This is a genomic window from Streptomyces sp. NPDC089915 (genome assembly GCF_040684675.1).
Taxonomy (GTDB): domain Bacteria; phylum Actinomycetota; class Actinomycetes; order Streptomycetales; family Streptomycetaceae; genus Streptomyces.
In genome coordinates this window covers 38,938-62,531 of record NZ_JBFBGN010000001.1, presented here as the reverse complement: position 1 = coordinate 62,531, position 23,594 = coordinate 38,938, and the positions used below count along the sequence as shown (strand labels likewise).

Here is a 23,594-nt window from a genome sequence, read left to right as displayed (position 1 = left end):
AAGGCGCGGGCCCGCCGCGCTACGGGGTCCGGATCAGGCGGCGGGTGGCGGCCGCCGCCACCGCCGCCGTACGGGAGTCCACGCCGAGCTTGGCGTACACGTGCACCAGGTGGGACTTGACCGTGGCCTGGCTGAGGAAGAGCCGCTTGGAGATCTGCTGGTTCGACAATCCGTCCGCGACCAGCTGGAGCACCTCCAGCTCCCGCTTGGTCAGCGCCTCCGCCGGGGTCCGCATCCGGTCCATCAGCCGCAGCGCCACCGCCGGGGCCAGCGCCGACTGCCCCGCGGCGGCCGTGCGGACCGCGGCCGCCAGCTCCTCCGGCGGGGCGTCCTTCAGCAGGTACCCCGAGGCCCCGGCCTCCACCGCCGCCAGGATGTCCGCGTCCGTGTCGTACGTGGTCAGGACCAGCACCCGGGGCGCCCCCGGGCGGGCGGTGATCGCCGCCGTGGCCGCCGAGCCGTGCATCCCGGCCCCGAACTGCAGGTCCATCAGCACCACGTCCACCGGCTCGGACGCCGCCAGCTCCACCGCCCGCTCCGCCGTCGCCGCCTCCGCGACCACCGCGAAGTCCGGTTCGGTGTCCAGCACCGCGCGCAGCCCGGCGCGGACCACCGGGTGGTCGTCGGCGAGCAGCAGCCGGATGGTCATCGTCAGGCCTCCAGGGGCAGCGGCAGGGTGACGGCCACGGCGGTGCCCTGGCCCGGGTCGGACTCCACGGTGAACAGCCCGCCCAGCGACTCCGCCCGCGCGCGCATCGCCGGCAGGCCGAAGCCGCCCTCGCCGGAGGCCGCGCGGGCCGGGTCGAAGCCCCGGCCGTCGTCGACGACGTCCAGCGCGACCGAGGTGTCCATGAAGCTCAGGGTGATCTCGGCCCGGTCCGCCCGCGCGTGCCGCACCACGTTGGCCAGCGCCGACTGCGCGATCCGCAGCAGGGCCACCTCGTAGGGGGTGGGCAGCTCGCGCGGGGCGCCGCTGACCGAGAACCGCACGCGCGGCCCCGGAGCCCCCGAGCACAGCCGCTCCAGGGCCGCCGCCAGCGACCCGTGCTCCAGGTCCGGGGGCGTCAGCGCCCGGACGAACCGGCGCGCCTCGGCGAGGTTCTCCTGAGCGGCCTCCCGGGCCCGGGCGATGTGCTCGGCGGCCGGGGCGTCCTCGGGCAGCGCCCGCTCGGCGGCCCGCAGCAGCAGCTGGATCGAGGACAGGCCCTGCGCGAGGGTGTCGTGGATCTCCCGGGCCAGCCGCTCCCGCTCGGCGAGGATCCCCGCGCCCCGCTCGGCCACCGCCAGCTCGGCCCGGGTGGCCATCAGCTCCTCGATCAGCTCGCGGCGCCGCTCGCTCTCCCGGTACAGCGCCTGGTAGCCCAGCACGGTGGCCACGGCCACCGCCCCGCCCAGCAGCGGCCCGAGGAAGGCCCCCGGGGTGACCGTCCCGCTGTGGCCGAGGAAACCGCCGATCGCCGCGCAGGCGCTCACCGCGACCGCCGCCAGGGCCCAGCGCAGCCGCAGCAGGTGCAGCTCCAGGAAGTACAGCGGGAAGGCCAGCCACAGCCCGTCGGGGGAGAGCACGAGCAGCGCGGCCCACACCGCGCCCATGCCGGCCAGCCACACCCCGGCCGCACGCGCCGACCGGCCGACCGCCGGGGCCCGCACCCCCGCCGCGTACACGGCGGCCAGCAGGGCGCTGACGGCGACGATCCACCCGGCCCGCGGCGCGGAGTCGGCGACGGCCCGGCCGGCGGCCAGCGCGAGCAGCCCGGCGAACAGCGCGTGCAGGCACAGGCGCAGGACGCGGGTGACGGGGGTCAGGGCGCGGGCGGCCGGGGAGGGGGCGGGGGAGGGGGAGTGCGCGGAGGACATCGTCCGACCAGCGTAAGCGGGGTGGGGAGGGGCCCGGTCAATCGAAAGTTCGATATCGGAATGCCTCCTTCGATACCAGGATCCCTCCCGTGGCGCGATGTCCGGGGACCCCTGCGAAGACCAGGGTGGGGGACATGTTCGTCGCATGGAGAGATCTACGGTTCGCCAAGGGCCGCTTCGCCCTCATGGGCTCGGTCGTCCTGCTGATCACGCTGCTGGTCGGCCTGTTGTCGGGGCTCACGTCCGGTCTGGCCCGGGAGAACATCTCGGCCGTCACCGGCCTGCCCGCCTCCCGGCTCGCCTTCGCGGTCCCGCCCGGGGACCAGAAGGTGTCCTTCACCGGCTCCCAGCTGCCCGAGAGCGCCTGGCGGACCTGGCGCGGCCGCCCCGGCGTCAAAGCCGCCGAGCCGCTCGGCATCCGCACCACCAACGCCCTCGCCGGCGGGCGCACCGCCGCCGTCTCCGTCTTCGGCGTCGAGCCGGGCGGCCGCCTCGCCCCCGCCGGGACGGGCCTGGGCCCGGGCAAGGTGGTCCTGACCGAGAAGGCCGCCAAGGAGCTCGGCGGGCTCACCGCCGGGGCCAAGGTCAAGCTGGGCCCGCTGGAGCTGACCGTCGCCGCGGTCTCGGGCACCGCCGCCTACAGCCACACCCCCGTCGTCTGGGCGGACCTGGCCGACTGGCAGCGCGTCGCCGGCCAGGGCGCCTCCGGGGAGACCACCGCCACCGTCCTCGCCCTCGACGGCTCCTCGGGCGTGGACTGGGCCGCCGGCGACGCGGCGGCGGGCACCCGCAGCCAGACCGTCGACGAGGCCCTGGGCGCCATAGGGTCCTACCAGGCCGAGAACGGCTCCCTCCAGCTGATGCGCGGGTTCCTCTTCGCCATCTCCGCGCTGGTCATAGGCGCCTTCTTCACCGTGTGGACCATCCAGCGCAGCGGGGACATCGCGGTGCTGAAGGCGCTCGGCGCCTCCACCCCGTACCTCCTGCGGGACGCCCTCGGCCAGGCCGTCGTGATGCTGGCCATCGGCACCGGGGCCGGGACCCTGCTCGCCTCCGGCATCGGCGCCCTGATCAGCGGCGGCGACGTGCCCTTCGTCCTCGACGCCGCCACCGTGCTGGCCCCCGCCGCGATCATGATCGTGCTCGGTGCCCTGGGCGCGGCCCTCTCCATCCGGCGGATCACCGCCGTCGACCCGCTGACCGCCCTCGGGAGCGCCCGATGACCCTCCTCGTGCACGACGTCACGCTCACCTACCCCGACGGGGACGGCCGGCTGACCGCCCTCGACGCGGTGGAGCTGGAGGTGCCCGCCGGGACCCTCACCGCGATCGTGGGACCCTCCGGCTCCGGGAAGTCCAGCCTGCTGGCCGTCGCGGCCACCCTGGTGACCCCCGACTCCGGCCGGGTCCTCGTCGCCGGCCGCGACACCGCGCGGCTCGGCGCCGCCGAGAAGGCGGCCCTGCGCCGGGAGGAGATCGGCATCGTCTTCCAGCAGCCGAACCTGCTGGCCTCGCTGACCGCCGCCGAGCAGCTCCAGGTGATGGCCCACCTCTCCGGCCGCCCCCACCGGCAGCTGCGCCGCCGGGCCCTGGAGCTGCTGGACGCGGTGGGCCTGGCGGACAAGGCGGACAAGCGCCCCCACCAGCTCTCCGGCGGGCAGCGCCAGCGGGTGAACATCGCCCGCGCGCTGATGAACGAGCCCTCCGTGCTGCTGGTCGACGAGCCCACCAGCGCCCTGGACCACGAGCGCGGCGCGGCGGTCCTCGACCTGCTGGTCACCCTGACCCGCGAGCGCTCCACCGCCACCGTGCTGGTCACCCACGACCACGCCCACCTGGACCGGATGGACCGTACGGCGACCATGACCGACGGCCGCCTCACCCCGGGCGCACGGCCCGCCGAGCCGGCCGCCGCGCCCGCGCCGGCCGCCTGAGGTCCCGTACGGGCCCACCCGGGCCCGTACGCGCGAGAGCCCCGGCGCCCCTCACAGGGGGAGGGACGCCGGGGCTCTCGCGCTGCCCGCGGGCTACGCGGGGGTCTGGCTCTGCAGGGCCACCGACAGCTCGGCGGCCACGCCCTGGAGGATCGGCACGAAGGACTCCGCGACCTCCTGCGTCACCCGGCCGGCCGGACCCGAGATGGAGATCGCGGCGGCGGTCGGCGAGTTCGGCACCGACACGGCCAGGCAGCGGACCCCTATCTCCTGCTCGTTGTCGTCGACGGCGTAGCCCACCTTGCGGACCTGCTCCAGGGCCTCCAGGAAGCCCTCGGGCGTGGTGATGGTCTTCTCGGTCGCGGCCGGCATCCCGGTGCGGGACAGCAGGGCGCGCACCTCCTCGGCGGGGGTGTGGGCGAGCAGCGCCTTGCCCACGCCGGTGGAGTGCGGCAGCACCCGGCGGCCGACCTCGGTGAACATGCGCATGGAGTGCTTGGACGGCACCTGGGCGACGTAGACGATCTCGTCCCCGTCGAGCAGGGCCATGTTGGCGGTCTCCCCCGTCTCCTCGACCAGACGCGCGAGGTAGGGGCGCGCCCAGGTGCCCAGCAGCCGCGACGCGGACTCGCCGAGGCGGATGAGGCGGGGCCCGAGGGAGTACCGTCGGTTGGGCTGCTGCCGGACGTAGCCGCAGGCGACGAGGGTGCGCATCAGGCGGTGGATGGTGGGCAGCGGCAGGCCGCTCGCGGCGGAGAGCTCGCTGAGACCGACTTCGCCCCCGGCGTCGGCCATCCGTTCGAGCAGGTCGAAGGCGCGCTCAAGGGACTGGACGCCACCGCCGGCGGCGGTGGGCTTGGCGGAAGCGTCGGTGGTGCTGGCGCTGGACGTCGGCACGGCGCGGTCCTTTCGGTGCTGGCAGGCAAGGAAGCAGCCTACCGGTCGGTCGGCGTCGGTCCCAGATCCGGGCCTCGGCCGTCCCCGCCGGTCAGAGGCGGTTTGTCCTGGTGGCGGACGTCCTCGGGAAGTTACCTGCCCGGGTGCCGGTGGTGGTAGCTACATTCTGGATAGTGAAATCTTAATTCCATCTCGTGGAAACATCCAATTGCGGTGCATACGTGTCAGTGGTCCCTCCGGGCGCTCTTGACTGGCTCCGGATCGGGATGGAGACTCCGTCAACAGAACGTTGAATTTCGCTCTGTGGAAGTAGATGGGGAGGTTCCGGTGGCCGACGTGGCTGTGGAACTGGTACTGCGCTCGACGCGCGTCATCACCCCCGAGGGGACGCGCGCCGCCTCGGTCGCCGTCGCCGGCGGGAAGATCGCGGCCGTACTGGCGTACGAGGCCGAGGTACCGGCCGGAGCCCGGGTCGAGGACTTCGGCGACGACGTCCTGCTCCCCGGTCTCGTGGACACCCACGTCCACGTCAACGACCCGGGCCGCACCGAGTGGGAGGGCTTCTGGACGGCGACCCGCGCGGCCGCCGCCGGCGGCATCACCACCATCCTCGACATGCCCCTCAACTCCCTGCCGCCCACCACCACGGTCGACAACCTCCGCGTCAAGCAGGAGGTCGCCCGGGCCAAGGCGCACGTGGACGTGGGCTTCTGGGGCGGCGCCCTGCCGGACAACGTCAAGGACCTGGCGCCGCTGCACGACGCCGGCGTCTACGGCTTCAAGTGCTTCCTGTCGCCCTCCGGCGTGGACGAGTTCCCGCTGCTGGACCAGGAGCAGCTGGCCACCTCCCTCGCCGAGATCACCGGCTTCGGCGGCCTGCTGATCGTGCACGCCGAGGACCCGCACCACCTGGAGTCCGCCCCGCAGAACCCGGGCCCCAAGTACGCCGACTTCCTCGCCTCCCGTCCCCAGGACGCCGAGAACACCGCGATCCAGAATCTGATCGCCCAGGCGAAGCGGCTGAACGCCCGCGTGCACGTCCTGCACCTGTCCTCCGCCTCCGCGCTGCCGCTGATCGCCGCCGCCAAGGCCGAGGGCGTGCAGATCACGGTCGAGTCCTGCCCGCACTTCCTCACCCTCACCGCCGAGGAAGTCCCCGACGGCGCCACCGAGTTCAAGTGCTGCCCGCCCATCCGCGAGGCCGCCAACCAGGACGTCCTGTGGGACGCGCTCGCCGACGGCACCATCGACTGCATCGTCTCCGACCACTCGCCGTCCACGGCGGACCTGAAGACCGGTGACTTCGCCACCGCCTGGGGCGGCATCTCCTCCCTCCAGCTCGGCCTGCCGGCCATCTGGACCGAGGCCCGCAGGCGCGGCCGCACCCTGGAGGACGTCGTCCGCTGGATGTCCGCCGCCCCGGCCGCCCTGGCCGGACTGGCCCAGAAGGGCGCGATCGAGGCCGGCCGCGACGCCGACTTCGCCGTCCTGGCCCCCGAAGAAACGTTCACCGTGGACCCGGCCGAACTCCACCACCGCAACCAGGTCACGGCGTACGCGGGCAAGACCCTGCACGGCGTCGTCAAGTCCACCTGGCTGCGCGGTACCCAGATCGCCGACCACGGCACCCCGACCGAGCCCACGGGCCTCCTCCTCGAAAGGCAGAACTGACAGTGGCGATTGAATCCTTCACCGGTAACGCGAACCCGTACGGGGGCGGCGACCCGTACGCGGACTACCGCACCGCGGACTTCCCGTTCACCCAGTACGCGAACCTCGCCGCGCGTGAGCTGGGCGCCGGTGTCATCGCCGCCAACGACGAGTTCTTCGCCCAGCGCGAGAACCTGCTGATCTCCGAGGCCGCGCACTTCGACCCCGAGGACTTCGGCCACAAGGGCAAGGTCATGGACGGCTGGGAGACCCGCCGCCGCCGTGGCGTCTCCGCCACGCAGCCCTGGCCCACCCCCGAGGACCACGACTGGGCGCTGGTGCGCCTGGGCGCCCCCGGCGTGATCCGCGGCATCGTCGTCGACACCGCCCACTTCCGCGGCAACATGCCGCAGGCCGTCTCCATCGAGGGCACCAACTGGGAGGGCGCCCTGGCGCCGACCCCGGAGGAGCTCCAGGGCGACGACGTGAAGTGGACGGTCCTCGTCGAGCGCACCCCGGTCGGCGGCCACGCGGCCAACGGCTTCGAGGTCGCCGTGGAGCAGCGCTTCACGCACCTGCGCGTCAACCAGCACCCCGACGGCGGCATCGCCCGCCTGCGCGTCTACGGCGAGGTCCTGCCGGACCCGAAGTGGCTCGCGGCGCTCGGCTCCTTCGACGTGGTGGCGCTGGAGAACGGCGGCTCCGTCCAGGACGCGTCCAACCGCTTCTACTCCCCGCCGACCAACACCATCAACCCGGGCCGCTCCCGCAAGATGGACGACGGCTGGGAGACCGCGCGCCGTCGTGACAACGGCAACGACTGGATCCGCTACCAGCTCGTGGCCGAGTCCGAGATCCGCGCCGTCGAGATCGACACCGCGTACCTGAAGGGCAACTCGGCCGGCTGGGCCTCGCTGTCCGTCAAGACGGGCGAGGAGGGCGAGTGGACCGAGTTCCTGCCGCGCACCCGCCTGCAGCCCGACACCAACCACCGCTTCGTACTGGACGCCCCGGCGGTCGGCACCCACGTCCGGATCGACATCTTCCCGGACGGCGGCTTCTCCCGGCTGCGCCTCTTCGGCTCGCTGACGGAGAACGGCGCGGCCTCCCTGGCCGCCCGTCACCAGGAGCTGGGCGGCTGATCCAGGCCCGCCTGCGCCCCGCCCCGGGGGCCGACACCCCCGGGGCGCGGGACGCGCGCCGATGGGGCGCACCACCGCGGTGGTGCGCCCCATCGGCGCGTGCGGGCCGGTCTCCCGGCGGGGTTACGCGGCGTGGCCGCCGTCCACCGAGAACTCCGCCCCGGTGACGTACGCGGCGTCCGGCCCGGCGAGGAAGGACACCATCGCGGCGACCTCCCCCGGGGTGCCGTAGCGCCCGAGCGCCGTCAACGACCGCTGCGCGTCCGCGTAGGGCCCGTCGGCGGGGTTCATGTCGGTGTCCGTGGGCCCGGGGTGCACCAGGTTCGCGGTGATGCCGCGGTCGCCGAGCTCCCGGGCGAGGGACTTCGTCAGGCCCGTCATGGCCGCCTTGCTCATCGCGTACAGGGTGCCGCCCGGGCCGGGGACCCGCGCCACCATGCAGCTGCCGATGGTGACGATCCGTCCGCCGGCGCCCATGTGCCCGGCCGCCGCCTGCGCGGCCAGGAAGGCCCCCCGGACGTTGACGCCGAGGACCCGGTCCACGTCGGCGGCGCCGAGCGTGCCGATCGGGCCGAGCACGCCCACGCCCGCGTTGTTCACCAGGACGTCGAGCCGGCCGAGCGCGCGCACGGTCTCCTCCACCGCCTCCCGCGGGCCCTCGGCGGCGCCCGCGTCGGCCCGTACCGCCAGGCCCCGGCGGCCGAGCGCCTCGATCTTCCCGACCACCTCGGCCGCGGCGCGCCCGCCGCTCACGTAGGTGACCGCCACGTCGAAGCCGTCCTCGGCCAGCCGCAGCGCGGCCGCCGCGCCGATCCCCCGGCTGCCGCCCGTCACCAGAGCCACCTTGTCGCCGTTCATTGCCGTTCCCTCCCGAGCTGTTTGGTTGCGAGTTCAATCAAATCTCCCGGGGCCCGGCCGCGCTGGCGGGAATCCGACCTCGCGTTCGGGAGCGATATCAGGTCGACGGCAAGATCACCCGGGGCTACCGTGGGCCCGCACCCGTGCGAGCCGCCGACGTCTCCACACCCTCCCCGCCGTCGGAGCCGCCCCGGTGTCCAGCCTCGCCGCCCCCGCCCCAGCCCTCGCCCCCCGCCGGGCCCGGCTCGCGGACCTGCCCGTCCTCCTCGTCGCCGTCGTGTGGGGCGGCAGCTACCTCGCGGCCAAGGGCGTCACGACCACCCACACCGTCATCGCGGTGCTCGTCCTGCGCTTCGCGCTCGTCCTGCCCGTCCTGGCCCTCGCCGGACGGCGCCGGCTGCGCGCGCTGAACGCCGCCCGGCTGCGCGGCGCCGGGCTGCTGGGGCTCGTCCTCGGCGGGATCTTCCTGCTGGAGACCTACGGGGTGGTCCACACCTCCGCCACCAACGCCGGCCTGATCATCAGCCTGACCATGATCTTCACCCCGCTCGCCGAGTCCGCCGTACGGCGCACGGCCCCCTCGGGCGCCTTCCTCGCGGCCGCGGCAGTCTCGGTCGCCGGAGTCGTCCTGCTCACCCAGGGCGCCGGCCTCACCGCCCCGAGCGGCGGCGACCTGCTGGTCCTCGGCGCGGCCCTCGCCCGCACCCTGCACGTGCTGCTCATGGCCCGGATCAAGGCCGTCCAGGACGCCGACCCGCTCTCCCTGACCACCGTCCAACTGGGCGGCGCCGTCCTCGTCTTCGCCCTGCTGGCCGCCCTGCCCGGCACCGGGGACAGCCCCTGGGCCGCCGCCGCGGACCTCGGCCCCGCCCAGTGGGCGGGCCTCGCCTTCCTCTCCGTGTTCTGCACGCTCTTCGCCTTCTTCGTGCAGATGTGGGCCGTACGCCGCACCTCGCCCTCCCGCGTCAGCCTCCTCCTCGGCACCGAACCCCTGTGGGCGGCGGCCGCCGGCATCGCCGTGGGCGGTGAACACCCCGGCCCGGCGGGCCTCGCGGGCGCGGCACTGGTCCTGGCCGGCACGGCGTGGGGACGGCGGACCGTGGCCGCGTGAGCCGCGTCCTGTGGCCGGAAGCCGCCGGTTCCCCCGCCCTGACGCCCCATTAACCTGACCGCATGCCACAACCGGACATCAGCGCGAACGACCCGGACTTCGCCGCGGACCCCTACGCGTACTACGCCCGCCTGCGGGCCCGGGGGCCCGTCCACCAGGTCGGCGTCTCGGCCCCCGAGTTCGCGCCCGCGCTGCTGGTCGTCGGCCACGAGGAGGCCCGCGAGGCCCTCGCCCACCCCGGGCTGGCGAAGGACTGGAAGACCGGCGCCGTGCTGCGGGGCGTCGCGGCCAACGCCGCCAACAGCAACCTGCTGGAGACCGACCCGCCGCAGCACACCCGGCTGCGCCGGCTGGTCGCCCGCGAGTTCACCACCCGCCGGGTCCAGGCCATGCGCCCCCGGGTCCAGCGGATCACCGACGAGCTCCTCGACGCGATGGCCGCCCGCCCCGGGCGCTCCGCCGACCTGATCGAGGCCTTCGCCTTCCCCCTGCCGATCACCGTGATCGGCGAACTCCTCGGCGTGCCCGCGCCGGACCGCGAACGCTTCCGGCACTGGTCCAAGGAGGTCCTCGCGCCCACCCCGGTGCCCGCCCGCACCGCACACCTCCGGCTCGCCGACTACCTCGCGGAACTCGTCGCGGCCAAGTCCCGGGACCCGGGCGAGGACCTGCTCAGCGCCCTGGTCCGGACCCGCGACGAGGACGGCGACGCGCTCTCGGCCGCGGAGCTCATCGGCATGGCCTTCCTGCTGCTCATCGCCGGCCACGAGACCACCGTCAACCTGATCTCCAACGGCACCCGCGCCCTGCTCGCCCACCCGGACCAGCTGGCCGCCCTGCGGGCCGATCCCGACGGCCTGCTCGACGGCGCGATCGAGGAGATGCTCCGCTACGACGGCCCGGTGCAGAACAGCACCTACCGCTACGCCCGCGAGGACCTGGAGATAGGCGGCACCGCCGTCCCCGCCGGAGCCACCGTCCTCGTCTCCCTGGCCGGCGCCGGCCGCGACCCCGGGCGGTACGCGGACCCCGACGCCTTCGACGTGCGGCGCGCCCCCCAGGGCCACCTCGCCTTCGGGTACGGGATCCACTTCTGCATCGGCGCCCCGCTCGCCAGGATGGAGGGCCGCATCGCCTTCCGCTCCCTCCTCGACCGCTTCCCCGGCCTGGCCGAGGACCCCGACGGGGGCCCGCCGGAGTGGATCGGGGGCAGCCTGATCCGGGGTGTGACCCGGCTGCCGGTGCGCTGGTAGCGGCCGTCCGTGTCCCTTCCCCCGCCGGCCCCCGCGCGGCCGTCACAGGTCCGGGAGCTCCGCCAGCCGTACCGGGCGGTGCTCCCGGCGCGAGCGCTCGCACGCCTCCGCCACGCGGAAGGCGGCCAGCGCCTCGCGGCCGTCGCAGGGGTTGGCGCCCTCGCCGCGCACCAGCCGGACGAAGGCCGCCAGCTCGGCCTCGTACGCGGGGGCGAACCGCTCCAGGAAGCCGGTCCACGGCTTGCTCGCCGGGGGCGGGCCCTGCGGCTCCGTCGAGGCGATCGGCGTCCGGTCGTCGAGCCCGCAGGAGACCTGGTCCAGCTCCCCGGCCAGCTCCATCCGCACGTCGTACCCGGCGCCGTTGCAGCGGGTGCCCGTGCTGGTGACCAGCGTCCCGTCGTCCAGGGTGAGGAGGGCGGCGGCCGTGTCGACGTCGCCGCTCTCGCGGAAGACGGCCGGCCCGGCGTCCGAACCGGCCGCGTACACCTCGGTGACCTCCCGCCCGGTCACCCAGCGCGCCATGTCGAAGTCGTGCACCAGGCAGTCCCGGTACAGGCCCCCGGAGCCGGCCAGGTAGGCGGCGGGCGGCGGGGCCGGGTCCGCGGTCATCGTGCGGACGGTGTGCAGCCGCCCCAGGGCACCCGAACGGACCAGCTCCCGCGCGGTGCGGTAGCCGGGGTCGAAGCGGCGCATGAACCCCACCTGGAGCAGTCCGCCGGCCGCGGCCACCTCGCGCAGCACCTCCAGGGTCCGCGCCAGGTCGGGGGCCAGCGGCTTCTCGCAGAACACGGGCAGCCCGCCGCGCGCCGCCCGGACGACGAGACCGGCGTGCCCCTCGGTCGCACAGGCCACCACCAGCGCGTCCACGCCCCAGGTGAAGACCTGGTCGACCGAGGGCGCGGCGGTGGCGCCCAGCCGCTCCGCGAGCCGCGCGGCCCGCCCCGGCTCGGCGTCGGCCAGCAGCAGCGAGCCGGCATCCGGGTGGCGGGCCAGGGAGGCCGCGTGGAAGGAGCCGATCCGGCCCGTTCCGATGAGCCCGATGCGCATGCACTCAACGTGACCCCGTACGGGGGACCTGTCAATCCGCCCGCGCTCGCCCCGGTGACCCTTCGTGGTCCACTGTGGCGGATACTGGGCGGCTGACACCGGAAATGACCGATTCATGACGCACGAGGGAAGGGCACGGGGACGTGGCTAGGGTTCGGACAGGGGTACGCGTCGTCGGCGCCGTCCTCGCGGCGGTACTGGGGGCCTCCCTCGCGGGCTGCAGCAGCACGGGCGGCAAGCGCGCCGAGGAGCGGGCGAAGGCCGCGGAGGCGGGCCGGCCCGCCGTGTCCACGCCGCGCTGGACCTTCGCGATGGTCACGCACGCGGGCGACGGCGACACCTTCTGGGACATCGTCCAGAAGGGCGCCAAGGAGGCCGCGGCGAAGGACAACATCAACTTCGTCTACTCCCACGACGACCAGGCACAGCAGCAGGCCCAGTTCGTGCAGAACGCCATCGACCAGAAGGTCGACGGGATCATCGTCAGCCTCGCCAAGCCCGAGGCCCTCAAGGACGTCGTCGGCAAGGCCGTGAAGGCGGGCATCCCCGTGATCACCGTCAACTCCGGCTCCGCCCAGTCGGCCGAGTACGGGGCGCTGGCCCACATCGGCCAGGACGAGGAGATCGCCGGCGAGGCCGTCGGCACCGAGATGACGAAACGGGGTCTGAAGAAGGCCGTCTGCGTCCTGCACGAACAGGGCAACGTCGGCCACGAGCAGCGCTGCGCCGGGGCGAAGAAGACGTTCGGCGGCACCATGGAGAACCTCTACGTCGAGGGCACCAACATGCCCTCCGTGCAGGCCGCGATGCAGGCCAAGCTCCAGGCCGACCCCTCCATCGACGGCATCCTCACCCTCGGCGCCCCCTTCGCCCCCACCGCCGTCAAGGCCAAGGAGGCCGCCGGCAGCAAGGCCGAGGTGGACACCTTCGACCTCAACGAGTCCGTGGCCCGCGACCTGAAGTCCGGCGCCCTCGGCTTCGCCGTCGACCAGCAGCCCTACCTCCAGGGCTACGAGGCCGTGGACCTGCTGTGGCTCTACCGCTACAACGGGGACGTGCTCGGCGGCGGCCGGCCGGTGCTGACCGGGCCGCAGATCGTCACCGCCGACCAGGTCGGCAAGCTGGAGCCGTTCATCAAGCGGGGCAGCCGATGAGCGCCGCCGCCCCCGCCGCCGACGAGCGGCTCGCGCCCGTCTCCTACGTGCGCCGGCTCCTCGGCCGGCCCGAGCTGGGCGCGGTCGTCGGCGCCGCCGCCGTCTTCGTGTTCTTCTCCTTCGCCGCGGACAGCTTCCTGAAGGCCGCCAGCCTCAGCACGGTCCTCTACTCGGCCTCCACCATCGGGATCATGGCGGTCCCGGTCGCCCTGCTGATGATCGGCGGCGAGTTCGACCTGTCCGCCGGCGTCATGGTGACCACCTCGGCGCTGTTCAGCTCGATGTTCAGCTACCAGATGACCGCCAACGTCTGGGTCGGCGTCGGGGTGTCCCTGCTGGTCACCCTCGCCATCGGCTTCTTCAACGGGTTCATGCTCACCCGCACGAAGCTGCCCAGCTTCATCATCACGCTCGGCACCTTCCTGATGCTGACCGGCCTGAACCTCGGCTTCACCAAGCTGATCAGCGGCACCGTCTCCACCAAGACCATCGCCGACATGGAGGGCTTCCCCTCCGCCCGCGCCCTGTTCGCCTCCCAGTGGAACGTCGGCTCGGTCACCCTCAAGGTCACCATCCTGTGGTGGCTGGCCCTGGTCGCCGTCGCCACCTGGATCCTGCTGCGCACCCGCGCCGGGAACTGGATCTTCGCCGTGGGCGGCGGGGCCGACGCGGCCCGCGCCACCGGCGTCCCGGTCGTCAAGACCCGCATCGGGCTCTACATGGGCGTCGCCCTGTGCGCCTGGATCTCCGGGCAGCACATCCTCTTCTCCTTCGACGTGGTCCAGTCGGGGGAGGGCGTCGGCAACGAGTTCCTCTACATCATCGCGGCCGTCATCGGCGGCTGCCTGATGACCGGCGGCTACGGCTCCGCGATCGGCTCGGCGGTCGGCGCGTTCATCTTCGGCATGGCCAGCAACGGCATCGTCTACGCGCAGTGGAACCCGGACTGGTTCAAGTTCTTCCTCGGTGCCATGCTGCTGCTCGCCACGCTGCTCAACGCATGGGTCCGCAAGCGGGCGGAGGCACGGTCATGAGCGAGCCCCTGGTCAAGCTGACCGGAGTCAGCAAGTACTACGGCAGCATCCGCGCCCTGCGCGACGTCTCCCTGGAGGTCTCGGCGGGCGAGATCACCTGCGTGCTGGGCGACAACGGCGCCGGGAAGTCCACCCTCATCAAGATCATCGCGGGGCTGCACCGGCACGACGCCGGCACCTTCGAGATCGAGGGCGAGGAGACCGTACTGGCCAACCCGCGCGCCGCCCTCGACCGCGGCATCGCCACCGTCTACCAGGACCTCGCCGTCGTCCCCCTGATGCCGGTCTGGCGGAACTTCTTCCTCGGCTCCGAGCCCACGAAGGGCCGCGGCCCCTTCCGCCGCCTCGACGTGGCCCACATGCGCGAGACCACCCGCACCGAACTGCTGCGCATGGGCATCGACCTGCGCGACGTCGACCAGCCGATCGGCACCCTGTCCGGCGGCGAGCGCCAGTGCGTGGCCATCGCCCGCGCCGTCCACTTCGGCGCGAAGGTCCTCGTCCTGGACGAGCCCACCGCCGCGCTCGGCGTCAAGCAGTCCGGCGTGGTCCTCAAGTACGTCGCGGCCGCCCGCGACGCCGGCCTGGGCGTGGTCCTCATCACCCACAACCCGCACCACGCCCACCTGGTCGGGGACCGCTTCGTGCTCCTCAAGCGCGGCACCATGGCGGGCAGCCACACCCGCGACTCGATCACCCTCGACGAGCTCACCCGGCAGATGGCCGGGGGCTCGGAGCTGGACGAGCTGAGCCACGAACTGGAGCGGGTGGCAGAATCAGGACCGGACACCCCGTCCGCCGCCATGCCCGACACCCCCGCCACCGCCTCCGACAGGGACGACACGACTCGATGACCACCTACCGGGACTTCTCGCTCACCCACCGCGGGTCGGCGCGAGGCACCGTCCTGCGGACCATCGGGACCCGTGAGCGCCGGTCGCACCTGACCGCCCCCCGCGTCCCGACGGTCGGCATCGACATCGGCGGCACCAAGGTGATGGCGGGCGTCGTCGACGCCGACGGGAATATCCTGGAGAAGATCCGCACCGAGACCCCGGACAAGTCCAAGAGCCCCAAGGTCGTCGAGGACACCATCGCCGAGCTGGTCCTGGACCTCTCCGACCGGCACGACGTGCACGCGGTGGGCATCGGCGCGGCCGGCTGGGTCGACGCCGACCGCTCCCGCGTCCTGTTCGCCCCCCACCTGGCCTGGCGGGACGAGCCCCTGCGCGACGCCCTCCAGTCCCGCCTCGCGGTCCCGGTCATGGTGGACAACGATGCCAACACCGCCGCCTGGGCCGAATGGCGCTTCGGCGCCGGCCGGGGCGAGGACCACCTGGTCATGATCACCCTGGGCACCGGCATCGGCGGGGCCATCCTGGAGGGCGGCCAGGTCAAGCGCGGCCGCTACGGGGTGGCCGGCGAGTTCGGCCACATGCAGGTCGTCCCCGGCGGCCACCGCTGCCCCTGCGGCAACCGAGGCTGCTGGGAGCAGTACAGCTCCGGCAACGCCCTCGTCCGCGAGGCCCGGGAGCTGGCCGCCGCCGACTCCCCGGTCGCGCACGACATCATCGCCCGGGTCGGCGGCAACGTCCACGAGATCACCGGACCGCTCATCACCGAGCTGGCCCGCGAGGGCGACGCCATGTGCGTCGAGCTCCTCCAGGACATCGGCCAGTGGCTCGGCGTGGGCATCGCCAACCTCGCCGCCGCCCTCGACCCCTCCTGCTTCGTCATCGGCGGCGGCGTCAGCGCCGCCGACGACCTGCTCATCGGCCCCGCCCGGGACGCCTTCCGGCGCCACCTCACCGGCCGCGGCTACCGCCCCGAGGCCCGCATCGCCAAGGCCGAGCTGGGCCCCGAGGCGGGCATGGTCGGCGCCGCCGACCTCGCCCGGCTCGTCGCCCGCCGCTTCCGGCGCGCCACCCGCCGCCGGGTGGAGCGCTACGAGCGCTACGCGCAGTACGGCCGGCGCGGCGCCGCCGGCCCCGAGGAGCAGGAACAGCCGTGACACCGACCTTGCCCCGTCAGGCCTCCTCGCCCGAGGCGGGCGGCGGCCGGCCGCCCACCGCCGAGGAGCGGCGCAGCACCGTGCGCCGGCGCTGGGTCACCGCGCTCATCATCCTGCTGCTCATCGGCGTCCCGGCCGGCTACCTGGCCATCTCCGCGCAGCAGAGCCGCGAGAGCGGCCGGGACAAGGCCGCCCGGGTCGGCGCCGTCAAGGTGCGCCCCGACTGGCCGTCCAAGGTGCAGCGCAGCATCTACGAGGTGCCGATCCCGCTGATGGCCTCCCACGTCGGCTACCTGGAGACCAACAACTGGCACACCAGCCGGCTGTACGTCCAGTTCCAGGTCACCCCGGAGCAGCTGGACACCTTCCTGGCCGACGTCGGCACCAGCCGCGGGGCGCTCACCCCCGGGGTCTCGGTCTCCGAGCGCGACGCGCACGTCGCCGGCTGGAGCTGGAGCCCCAAGCACCAGTGGTCCGGGACCACCCTGGAGGCGCCGGACCCGCGCCCCACCCGGGACGTCACCGTCGACTTCACCAACCCGAAGGCCCCCCGCGTCTACGTGGTCTCCACCACCGTCCCGTAACGCGCACCCCATAGGGTGGGATCATGAAGCTCACCAAACGGCTGCACTCCTGCGTCCAGTTGGAGAAGGACGGGCACACGCTCGTCATCGACCCCGGCGTCTTCAGCGAACCGGACGCGGGCCTCGGGGCGGACGCCCTGCTGGTCACGCACGAGCACCCCGACCACTTCGACGAGGGCCGGCTGCGCGCCGCCCTCGACGCGAACCCGGCGGCGGCCCTGTGGACCCTGCGCAGCGTCGCCGAGCGGATGTCCGCCGCCTACCCGGGCCGGGTGCACACCGTGGGCCACGGGGACACCTTCACCGCGGCCGGCTTCGAGGTGCAGGTCCACGGCGAACTGCACGCCGTGATCCACCCCGACGTCCCGCGCGTCACCAACGTCGGCTACCTCGTCGACGGCTCCCTCTTCCACCCCGGGGACGCGCTGACCGTCCCCGACGCCCCCGTCGACACGCTGATGCTGCCGGTGCACGCCCCCTGGAACAAGATCGCCGAAGTGGTCGACTACGTCCGCGAGGTCAAGCCGCGCCGGGCGATCGACATCCACGACGCCTACCTCGCCGACATCGCCCGGCCGATCTACGACACGGCCCTGGCCAACCTCGGCGGCGCCCCCCACAGCAGGCTCGGAGCGGGCGAGAGCGCCGCCCTCTGAGTGTCGGTGCCGGGCGGTAGGTTGGTGGGCATGCGTATCGCCACGTTCAACGTCAACTCGATCACCGCCCGGCTGCCCCGCCTGCTGGCCTGGCTGGAGGCCTCGGGCACCGATGTGCTCTGCATCCAGGAGACCAAGTGCTCGGCGGAGCAGTTCCCCGCCGACGCGCTGCGCGAGCTGGGCTACGAGTCTGCCGTCAACGCCACCGGCCGGTGGAACGGCGTCGCCCTGCTGTCCAGGGTGGGGCTGGAGGACGTCGTCGTCGGGCTGCCCGGCGGGCCGGACTACGAGGGCGTCCAGGAGCCCCGCGCCATCTCCGCCACCTGCGGCGGGGCGCGCGTCTGGTCGGTGTACGTGCCCAACGGCCGCGAGGTCGAGCACGACCACTACGGCTACAAGCTCGACTGGTTCCGCGCCCTGGGCGCCGCCGTCGCCGAGGACGCGGCCGGCCCGCGCCCCTTCGCGGTGCTCGGCGACTTCAACGTGGCCCCCACCGACGAGGACGTCTGGGACCCGGCGGTCTTCGAGGGGCTCACGCACGTCACCCCCGCCGAGCGGGCCGCCCTGGAGGCGCTGCGCGCCGCCGGCCTCTCCGACGTGGTGCCGCGCGCCCTGAAGTACGACCGCCCGTACACCTTCTGGGACTACCGGATGCTGGCCTTCCCCAAGAACAAGGGCATGCGCATCGACCTGGTGTACGGCAACGAGCCGTTCGCGAAGGCGGTCAAGGACGCCTACGTCGACCGCGAGGAGCGCAAGGGCAAGGGCGCCTCCGACCACGCGCCGGTCGTGGTCGACCTCGATCTGTAGGAGATCTCCGGAAGGACCGGCGATCGGGGCGCGCCCTGTGGCCAGCGGGGGATCCTGGTGCCAGGCTGGTCGGTATGCACATCCCCTTCCTGGCCAACTGGCTGCACCGGGACGAGACGGTACAGGGCGCCGTGGGACTCGCCGCCGCCCTCGACGAAGACCCCGAGGGCATCGGCGAGATGTTCGCGGAGTGCGAGCTGCTGCGCTCGCAGGCGAGGGCGGCGGGGCTGGAACTCGACCAGACCCCGGCCTCGTTGGAGGCGCTCGACCAGCTGATGCCCCGCTGGCGGCGCGACCCCGAGGCGGCGCCCTGGCTGGGCAACGACGCGGGCTTCTACCTGGGGACCGTGATCGTCCGCAGCATCCCGGGGACCTCCTGGCGGGTCCGGCCCGACGGCCAGCCCGTGATCGGGCTGGCCTCGGGGCGGGAGCTCAACGTGGTCGAGTCGGGGGTGTCCTGGGCGATGACGGGTTCCCCCGAGCTCAGCCAGGCCTACGCCGAGGCCTCCGAGGGCTGACCGGGCCGATCCGTTGAGCCGATCCGCCAAGCCGGTCCATTAAAGCGTCAATGTACTTTATGTACCTTTCGGGCGTGTCGAGGTGAAGTCCCCTTCGGCGGCTGGATAGTTTGCGCTGACCTCGACACACCGACAAGTGGGCAGGGCAGCGTATGGCCGTCGAACCGTTGATCGAGCTGCGGGACGTCAACAAGCACTACGGGAATCTGCACGTCCTCCAGGACATCAACCTCACCGTCGGCCGCGGGGAGGTGGTGGTGATCATCGGCCCCTCCGGCTCCGGGAAGTCCACCCTCTGCCGGACCATCAACCGCCTGGAGACCATCGGCTCCGGCGAGATCCTCCTGGACGGCCGGCCGCTGCCCGCCGAGGGCAAGGACCTGGCGCAGCTGCGCGCCGAGGTCGGCATGGTCTTCCAGTCCTTCAACCTCTTCGCGCACAAGACCGTCCTCGCCAACGTCTCCCTCGCCCAGATCAAGGTCAGGAAGCGGGGCCGGGAGGAGGCCGACAAGCGCTCCCGGGAGCTCCTGGACCGGGTCGGCCTCGCCAGCCAGGCCGAGAAGTTCCCCGCCCAGCTCTCCGGCGGACAGCAGCAGCGCGTGGCCATCGCCCGCGCCCTGGCCATGAACCCCAAGGCCCTGCTCTTCGACGAGCCCACCTCCGCCCTCGACCCCGAGATGATCAACGAGGTGCTGGAGGTGATGCAGCAGCTCGCCGCCGAGGGCATGACCATGGTCGTGGTCACCCACGAGATGGGCTTCGCCCGCTCCGCCGCCAACCGCGTCGTGTTCATGGCCGACGGCAGGATCATCGAGGACCGCACCCCGGAGGAGTTCTTCACCGCCCCCGAGAGCGAGCGGGCCCGGGACTTCCTCTCCAAGATCCTCAAGCACTGAGGGGCGGCCCGATGAAGCACACCCCGCGCGCCCTCGCCCTCGCCGTGGCCCTCGTCCTGCTCACGGCCGGCGCCGCCGGCTGCGGCCGCAGCGGCAGCCCCCCGGTCAAGGGGCCCCAGGCCGAGGACCTGCCCGTGTACCGGGTGGACACCGCCTTCAGCCTGCCCGCCTCGCCCACCTGGGAGAAGGCGAAGCGGCGCGGACACCTCGTGGTCGGCGCCAAGGAGGACCAGCCGTACATGGGGGAGAAGGACCCCGCCACCGGCGTCTACTCCGGCTTCGACATCGAGATCGCCAAGATGATGTCCGCCTCGCTCGGCTTCGACCCCAAGGGCATCGAGTTCAAGACGATCGCCTCCGCCAACCGCGAGACGGCCCTGCAGAACGGCCAGATCGACTACTACGTGGGCACCTACACGATCAACGACAAGCGCAAGAAGCAGGTCGGCTTCGCCGGGCCCTACTTCATGGCCGGCCAGTCCCTGCTGGTCCGCCGGAACGAGAAGGACGTCAAGGGCCCCGACGACCTCGCCGGCAAGCGCGTCTGCTCGGCCGCCGGCTCCACCCCGTACCAGCGGCTCCAGAAGGACTACCCCCGGGCGGTGCTCGTCGCCTACGACACCTACTCGGTCTGCGTGGACAACCTGCTGACCTACCAGGTCGACGCCGTCTCCACCGACGACTCCATCCTCCTCGGCTACGCCGCCAAGGTCCCCGAGGAGCTCAAGGTCGTCGGCAGGCCCTTCTCCCAGGAGCCCTACGGCATCGGCGTCCCCCGCTCCGACAACGCCCTGCGCTTCGCCCTCGACGACGCCCTGGAGGCGCACGAGAGGAACGGCGACTGGAAGAAGGCCTACGAGGCCACGCTCGGCCTCTCCGGCCAGCCCGCCCCGAAACCGCCCGCCATCGACCGCTACCCCGCGGGCTGAGGGGAGAGCGCACACCATGCACGTACTCACCGACAACTTCGCGCTCTACGGCAAGGGCTTCCTCGGCACCGTCGAACTCACCGTCTACGCCTCGCTCGTCGCCCTCGTCCTCGGCTTCCTGATGGCCTCCTTCCGCGTCGCGCCCGTCGGCTCCTTCCGGGTCTTCGGCACGGTCTGGGTGACGGTGCTGCGCAACACCCCGCTGACCCTGCTGTTCTTCGCCGTGCTGCTCGGCCTGCCGCGCTTCGGGCTGGTCCTGCCCTTCCAGCTCTTCGCCGTCCTCGCGCTCGGCTGCTACACCTCGGCCTTCATCTGCGAGGCGCTGCGCTCGGGCATCAACACCGTGCCCAAGGGGCAGGGGGAGGCCGCCCGCAGCCTCGGGATGACCTTCGGGCAGACCCTGGGCACGGTCGTGCTCCCGCAGGCGTTCCGCTCGGTCATCCCGCCCATCGGCTCCACGCTGATCGCCCTCGCCAAGAACTCGGCCATCGCCGGCGCCTTCAGCGTCACCGAGCTGCTGGGCACGTACAAGACCCTCAACGAGCTGGGCTACAGCATCATCTGGACCTTCGTCTGGATCGCCGTGGGCTACCTGATCATCACCCTGTCCATCAGCGCGCTCTTCAACGTGCTGGAGAAGCGCTACGGAGTCGCCCGATGACCGCGCACGCGCTCCACGGGGACCAGGAGTCCACCGCCCTCTACGACCTGCCCGGCCCGAACACCCTGCGCCGCCACTTCCTCTACGGGATCGCCTCGACGGTGGTGATCCTCGGACTGCTCGCCTGGATCCTCTACCTGCTCTTCGACACCCACCAGTTCACCGCCGCGAAATGGCGCCCCTTCGTCTACCAGGGCATCCAGGAGCTGCTGCTCAAGGGCCTCGGCAACACCCTCAAGGCCTTCCTGTACGCCTCGGTGCTCTCGCTGGTGCTCGGCGCGGTGCTGGCCACCGGCCGGCTCTCGGTGCACCGGCCCCTGCGCTGGCTGGCGACCCTGTGCGTGGAGTTCTTCCGGGCCATGCCGGTGCTGGTGATGATCTTCTTCATCTTCGTGGCGCTGAAGGTGCAGCCGCTGCCCGCTCTGGTGGCGGGGCTGACGCTCTACAACGGCTCGGTGCTGGCCGAGGTCTTCCGTACGGGCATCAACTCCGTGGAGCGGGGCCAGCGCGAGGCGGCGTACGCGCTCGGCATGCGCAAGACCCAGGTGATGACCTTCGTGCTGGCGCCGCAGGCGGTCCGGGCGATGCTGCCCACGATCATCAGCCAGCTGGTGGTGGCCCTGAAGGACACCTCGCTCGGCTACCTGATCACCTACGAGGAGTTCCTGCACGCGGGCAAGCTGATCGCCTCGAACCTGGACTACGACCTGCCGTTCATCCCCGTGGTGATGATCATCTCGCCGATCTACATCGGGATGTGCATGCTGCTGTCCTGGTTCGCCACCTGGGTGGCCCGGCGCGAGCGGCGCAGCCTCAAGACCGGGGCCGTCGAGGTCGCCCCCGCCGAACCGGGCACGTTGCTGCCGGGGAGGTAGGCGCGGAGCCCGCCTCCCCGGCCGCGGCCGCGGATCACTGCTCGCGCAGCGGCACCGAGACGTACGAGGGGTCGGTGCGCGGCGAGGAGAAGGTCAGCTGCGCGCCGGTGGGGTTGTGCTCGATGTAGAGCGGGTCGACCGTGTCGATGACGAGGGCGAGCCGGTGGCCCTCGGGCACGTCGTAGGCGGTGGAGAAGAGGTCCAGGTCCACGCCGAAGGACTGCCCGGGGGTCTTCCCGTGGAAGGTGTAAGGGGCGTTGCTGACCAGCTTGCCGATGCCGAGCGGGCCGACGTCGTAGAGGTAGGCGATGAAGGTGCCGTCGCCCTTGGTGGGCGTGACGGTGGTGTGCAGGCGGACGGTGCCGCGGACGCGGCGCTCCCGGTCGTAGCGCGGGGACTGCCAGACGGCGGCGAAGGCGCGGGGGAGCAGGGGGATGGAGGCGGTCGGCGGGGCCTTGGCGAACTGGTCGAGGACGCTGGAGAGGAGGACGACGCCGCCGTCGGCGCCGGAGTCCACGTTGGCCCAGAGGTGCTCGCTGTCGGCGAGCGGGAGCCTCTCGGTGCCGCCGGAGCCGACCGACTTCCAGTCGGCGTAGCCCTCGTACCCCTCGGTGCTGCGGGACTTGATCTGGACCGGGGGCTCGGCGTCCACCCCGTTGCGCTCGCCCTTGAGGTAGCGGTCGAACCAGCGGTGGGCGTTGGTCCAGGTGTCGTTGGGCAGGCCGAGCAGGCCGGTGCCCTCGGCGGTGGCGTGGTCGCCGGGGCGGAACTCCAGGCGCTTGGGGCCGGTGAGCTTCTCGAAGAAGTCCGCGTACTGGTTGGGCGGGAAGATGGTGTCCCCCCAGGCGTTGCCCAGCATGACGGCGGCGCCGTTGGCGTTGATCCGGTCGATCTGCTCGGAGGCGGAGCGCTTCTTCCCCCACTCGATCATCGCGGGTTCCTTCTCCAGCCTCGACCCGAGGAAGTCCCCGAGGACCGTCTGGAGTTCGGGTCCGGGACGGCCGGTGAGGTAGCCGGCGGCGCCGAGCATCCCGGCCGCCTGGAGGTGCTGGGTGCGGCCGGAGTAGATGGACTCGATCAGGTCGGCCCAGCCGCTGAGCGCGACCACGGCCTTGACGCGGGGGTCGTGCGCGGAGGCCAGCAGGCTGATGCCCGCCCCGTAGGAGACCCCGCCCAGGCCCACGCGGGCGGGGTCGGCGGGGGTGGTGGCCAGCGCCCAGTCGATGACGGCGGAGACGTCGGCGATGTCCGCCGGTCCGGCCGTCTCGATCTGCCCGCCGGAGAGCCAGAACCCGCGGGAGGTGTAACTGACCACGGTGTAGCCGGAGTCGGCGAGCTGCCTGGCCTGGGCGAGGTACTCGGCCTGCGGCATCCCCCAGCTGGTGGGGAGCACGATCAGCGGGTACCGCCGGCCGGGCTCGGCTCCGGCCGGGGTGAAGACGTTGCCCTTGAGGGTGATGCCGCCGGAGCCGGGGATGTCGTGGAAGCTCAGGTCCGACGACGCCTGGAGGGGGGCCTGCGGTGCGGCGGCCGTGGCCGCCCGGGCCTGGTGGGGGGCCAGGCCCAGGGCGGTCGCCGCGATCAGGGCGGCCGCGGCCGCTGCGGTGTGGGGGCGGGCTCTCATCGAACGCTCCTCGCGTGCGCCGGTGTCCGAAAGTGACCCGACGGTAACGGGAGGGGCTTACTCAAGGTAACCCGCCAGTAAGTTACGTAGCGGT

General features: G+C 72.9%; 24 protein-coding genes. 18 read left to right on the top strand and 6 right to left on the bottom strand.

From position 1 onward, the window contains the following. Positions 1 to 19 precede the first annotated feature (19 nt). Positions 20 to 649, bottom strand: a complete 630-nt coding sequence (locus AB0O29_RS00290) for a response regulator transcription factor (protein ID WP_045947369.1) — start codon at positions 647 to 649, stop codon at positions 20 to 22. 2 nt (positions 650 to 651) lie between these two features. Then, positions 652 to 1,857, bottom strand: a complete 1,206-nt coding sequence (locus tag AB0O29_RS00285) for a sensor histidine kinase (protein ID WP_365143611.1) — start codon at positions 1,855 to 1,857, stop codon at positions 652 to 654. A 134-nt stretch (positions 1,858 to 1,991) separates the two neighbouring features. Here AB0O29_RS00285 and AB0O29_RS00280 point away from each other — a divergent pair, with 134 nt between their 5' ends. Both AB0O29_RS00280 and AB0O29_RS00275 read left to right on the top strand, forming a co-directional pair. Beyond that, positions 1,992 to 3,080 (top strand): ABC transporter permease, encoded by a 1,089-nt coding sequence (locus AB0O29_RS00280; protein ID WP_365143608.1) that lies wholly within the window; start codon positions 1,992 to 1,994, stop codon positions 3,078 to 3,080. Continuing rightward, positions 3,077 to 3,790: an ABC transporter ATP-binding protein gene (locus AB0O29_RS00275; RefSeq protein WP_365143605.1), complete on the top strand. Its 714-nt coding sequence runs from the start codon at positions 3,077 to 3,079 to the stop codon at positions 3,788 to 3,790. The genes AB0O29_RS00280 and AB0O29_RS00275 overlap by 4 nt, the downstream gene beginning before the upstream one ends. Before the next feature lie 93 nt (positions 3,791 to 3,883). On the opposite strand, the gene AB0O29_RS00270 is transcribed toward AB0O29_RS00275, so the two are convergent. Next, complete coding sequence (locus tag AB0O29_RS00270) at positions 3,884 to 4,687, bottom strand: IclR family transcriptional regulator (RefSeq protein ID WP_365143602.1); 804 nt, start codon at positions 4,685 to 4,687, stop codon at positions 3,884 to 3,886. A gap of 327 nt (positions 4,688 to 5,014) precedes the next feature. Here AB0O29_RS00270 and allB point away from each other — a divergent pair, with 327 nt between their 5' ends. Next, positions 5,015 to 6,358 (top strand): allantoinase AllB, encoded by a 1,344-nt coding sequence (gene allB, locus AB0O29_RS00265; RefSeq protein ID WP_365143599.1) that lies wholly within the window; start codon positions 5,015 to 5,017, stop codon positions 6,356 to 6,358. A gap of 2 nt (positions 6,359 to 6,360) precedes the next feature. Further along, a complete protein-coding gene (gene alc, locus AB0O29_RS00260) occupies positions 6,361 to 7,479 on the top strand; it encodes an allantoicase (protein WP_365143596.1) in 1,119 nt (372 codons plus the stop codon). Between the two features lie 123 nt (positions 7,480 to 7,602). Here alc and AB0O29_RS00255 read toward each other — a convergent pair whose 3' ends face one another. Further along, positions 7,603 to 8,337, bottom strand: coding sequence for an SDR family oxidoreductase (locus AB0O29_RS00255; protein ID WP_365143593.1), 735 nt, complete (start codon positions 8,335 to 8,337; stop codon positions 7,603 to 7,605). A gap of 193 nt (positions 8,338 to 8,530) precedes the next feature. On the opposite strand from AB0O29_RS00255, the gene AB0O29_RS00250 reads away from it, so the two are divergent. Both AB0O29_RS00250 and AB0O29_RS00245 read left to right on the top strand, forming a co-directional pair. Continuing rightward, positions 8,531 to 9,448: a DMT family transporter gene (locus AB0O29_RS00250; RefSeq protein WP_365143590.1), complete on the top strand. Its 918-nt coding sequence runs from the start codon at positions 8,531 to 8,533 to the stop codon at positions 9,446 to 9,448. 62 nt (positions 9,449 to 9,510) lie between these two features. After that, positions 9,511 to 10,701: a cytochrome P450 gene (locus AB0O29_RS00245; protein WP_365143587.1), complete on the top strand. Its 1,191-nt coding sequence runs from the start codon at positions 9,511 to 9,513 to the stop codon at positions 10,699 to 10,701. Positions 10,702 to 10,743: 42 nt separating this feature from the next. Here AB0O29_RS00245 and AB0O29_RS00240 read toward each other — a convergent pair whose 3' ends face one another. After that, positions 10,744 to 11,748 (bottom strand): Gfo/Idh/MocA family oxidoreductase, encoded by a 1,005-nt coding sequence (locus AB0O29_RS00240; protein ID WP_365143584.1) that lies wholly within the window; start codon positions 11,746 to 11,748, stop codon positions 10,744 to 10,746. 143 nt (positions 11,749 to 11,891) lie between these two features. Between AB0O29_RS00240 and AB0O29_RS00235 the strand changes: the two genes are divergently transcribed. The 12 genes from AB0O29_RS00235 to AB0O29_RS00180 all read left to right on the top strand — a co-directional run bounded on the left by AB0O29_RS00235 (position 11,892) and on the right by AB0O29_RS00180 (position 21,876). Next, positions 11,892 to 12,902 (top strand): sugar ABC transporter substrate-binding protein, encoded by a 1,011-nt coding sequence (locus AB0O29_RS00235; RefSeq protein WP_365143581.1) that lies wholly within the window; start codon positions 11,892 to 11,894, stop codon positions 12,900 to 12,902. Further along, entirely contained in the window at positions 12,899 to 13,936 is a 1,038-nt protein-coding gene (locus AB0O29_RS00230) for an ABC transporter permease (RefSeq protein ID WP_365143578.1), read from the top strand. The genes AB0O29_RS00235 and AB0O29_RS00230 overlap by 4 nt, the downstream gene beginning before the upstream one ends. Further along, on the top strand, positions 13,933 to 14,790 hold the full coding sequence (locus AB0O29_RS00225) for an ATP-binding cassette domain-containing protein (RefSeq protein ID WP_365143575.1): 858 nt from the start codon (positions 13,933 to 13,935) through the stop codon (positions 14,788 to 14,790). The genes AB0O29_RS00230 and AB0O29_RS00225 overlap by 4 nt, the downstream gene beginning before the upstream one ends. Beyond that, entirely contained in the window at positions 14,787 to 15,947 is a 1,161-nt protein-coding gene (locus AB0O29_RS00220; RefSeq protein WP_365143572.1) for an ROK family glucokinase, read from the top strand. The genes AB0O29_RS00225 and AB0O29_RS00220 overlap by 4 nt, the downstream gene beginning before the upstream one ends. Continuing rightward, the gene (locus AB0O29_RS00215; RefSeq protein ID WP_365143569.1) at positions 15,944 to 16,531 is read left to right on the top strand and encodes a hypothetical protein; all 588 of its coding nucleotides are present in this window, start codon (positions 15,944 to 15,946) and stop codon (positions 16,529 to 16,531) included. The genes AB0O29_RS00220 and AB0O29_RS00215 overlap by 4 nt, the downstream gene beginning before the upstream one ends. Before the next feature lie 23 nt (positions 16,532 to 16,554). After that, positions 16,555 to 17,187, top strand: coding sequence for an MBL fold metallo-hydrolase (locus tag AB0O29_RS00210; protein WP_365143566.1), 633 nt, complete (start codon positions 16,555 to 16,557; stop codon positions 17,185 to 17,187). 30 nt (positions 17,188 to 17,217) lie between these two features. Further along, positions 17,218 to 17,997: an exodeoxyribonuclease III gene (locus AB0O29_RS00205; RefSeq protein ID WP_365143563.1), complete on the top strand. Its 780-nt coding sequence runs from the start codon at positions 17,218 to 17,220 to the stop codon at positions 17,995 to 17,997. A 74-nt stretch (positions 17,998 to 18,071) separates the two neighbouring features. Then, positions 18,072 to 18,515, top strand: coding sequence for a DUF6278 family protein (locus AB0O29_RS00200; protein WP_365143560.1), 444 nt, complete (start codon positions 18,072 to 18,074; stop codon positions 18,513 to 18,515). Positions 18,516 to 18,667: 152 nt separating this feature from the next. Next, entirely contained in the window at positions 18,668 to 19,411 is a 744-nt protein-coding gene (locus AB0O29_RS00195) for an amino acid ABC transporter ATP-binding protein (protein WP_365143557.1), read from the top strand. Between the two features lie 11 nt (positions 19,412 to 19,422). Beyond that, on the top strand, positions 19,423 to 20,340 hold the full coding sequence (locus AB0O29_RS00190) for a glutamate ABC transporter substrate-binding protein (RefSeq protein ID WP_365143554.1): 918 nt from the start codon (positions 19,423 to 19,425) through the stop codon (positions 20,338 to 20,340). Positions 20,341 to 20,356: 16 nt separating this feature from the next. Continuing rightward, positions 20,357 to 21,001 (top strand): amino acid ABC transporter permease, encoded by a 645-nt coding sequence (locus tag AB0O29_RS00185; RefSeq protein ID WP_365143551.1) that lies wholly within the window; start codon positions 20,357 to 20,359, stop codon positions 20,999 to 21,001. Further along, a complete protein-coding gene (locus AB0O29_RS00180) occupies positions 20,998 to 21,876 on the top strand; it encodes an amino acid ABC transporter permease (RefSeq protein WP_365143548.1) in 879 nt (292 codons plus the stop codon). Before AB0O29_RS00185 ends, AB0O29_RS00180 begins: the two co-directional genes overlap by 4 nt. 34 nt (positions 21,877 to 21,910) lie before the next feature. Here AB0O29_RS00180 and AB0O29_RS00175 read toward each other — a convergent pair whose 3' ends face one another. Next, positions 21,911 to 23,500 (bottom strand): alpha/beta fold hydrolase, encoded by a 1,590-nt coding sequence (locus AB0O29_RS00175; protein WP_365143545.1) that lies wholly within the window; start codon positions 23,498 to 23,500, stop codon positions 21,911 to 21,913. Between the last annotated feature and the right edge of the window lie 94 nt (positions 23,501 to 23,594).

Coding starts and splice junctions, on each gene's coding strand:
- AB0O29_RS00280 (WP_365143608.1), top strand. CDS start 1,992: ATGTTCGTCGCATGGAGAGATCTACGGTTCGCCAAGGGCCGCTTCGCC.
- AB0O29_RS00225 (WP_365143575.1), top strand. CDS start 13,933: ATGAGCGAGCCCCTGGTCAAGCTGACCGGAGTCAGCAAGTACTACGGC.
- AB0O29_RS00255 (WP_365143593.1), bottom strand. CDS start 8,337: ATGAACGGCGACAAGGTGGCTCTGGTGACGGGCGGCAGCCGGGGGATC.
- AB0O29_RS00220 (WP_365143572.1), top strand. CDS start 14,787: ATGACCACCTACCGGGACTTCTCGCTCACCCACCGCGGGTCGGCGCGA.
- AB0O29_RS00290 (WP_045947369.1), bottom strand. CDS start 649: ATGACCATCCGGCTGCTGCTCGCCGACGACCACCCGGTGGTCCGCGCC.
- AB0O29_RS00175 (WP_365143545.1), bottom strand. CDS start 23,500: ATGAGAGCCCGCCCCCACACCGCAGCGGCCGCGGCCGCCCTGATCGCG.
- AB0O29_RS00185 (WP_365143551.1), top strand. CDS start 20,357: ATGCACGTACTCACCGACAACTTCGCGCTCTACGGCAAGGGCTTCCTC.
- AB0O29_RS00190 (WP_365143554.1), top strand. CDS start 19,423: ATGAAGCACACCCCGCGCGCCCTCGCCCTCGCCGTGGCCCTCGTCCTG.
- AB0O29_RS00205 (WP_365143563.1), top strand. CDS start 17,218: ATGCGTATCGCCACGTTCAACGTCAACTCGATCACCGCCCGGCTGCCC.
- AB0O29_RS00240 (WP_365143584.1), bottom strand. CDS start 11,748: ATGCGCATCGGGCTCATCGGAACGGGCCGGATCGGCTCCTTCCACGCG.
- AB0O29_RS00275 (WP_365143605.1), top strand. CDS start 3,077: ATGACCCTCCTCGTGCACGACGTCACGCTCACCTACCCCGACGGGGAC.
- AB0O29_RS00210 (WP_365143566.1), top strand. CDS start 16,555: ATGAAGCTCACCAAACGGCTGCACTCCTGCGTCCAGTTGGAGAAGGAC.
- AB0O29_RS00245 (WP_365143587.1), top strand. CDS start 9,511: ATGCCACAACCGGACATCAGCGCGAACGACCCGGACTTCGCCGCGGAC.
- AB0O29_RS00230 (WP_365143578.1), top strand. CDS start 12,899: ATGAGCGCCGCCGCCCCCGCCGCCGACGAGCGGCTCGCGCCCGTCTCC.
- AB0O29_RS00285 (WP_365143611.1), bottom strand. CDS start 1,857: ATGTCCTCCGCGCACTCCCCCTCCCCCGCCCCCTCCCCGGCCGCCCGC.
- AB0O29_RS00195 (WP_365143557.1), top strand. CDS start 18,668: ATGGCCGTCGAACCGTTGATCGAGCTGCGGGACGTCAACAAGCACTAC.
- AB0O29_RS00200 (WP_365143560.1), top strand. CDS start 18,072: ATGCACATCCCCTTCCTGGCCAACTGGCTGCACCGGGACGAGACGGTA.
- AB0O29_RS00180 (WP_365143548.1), top strand. CDS start 20,998: ATGACCGCGCACGCGCTCCACGGGGACCAGGAGTCCACCGCCCTCTAC.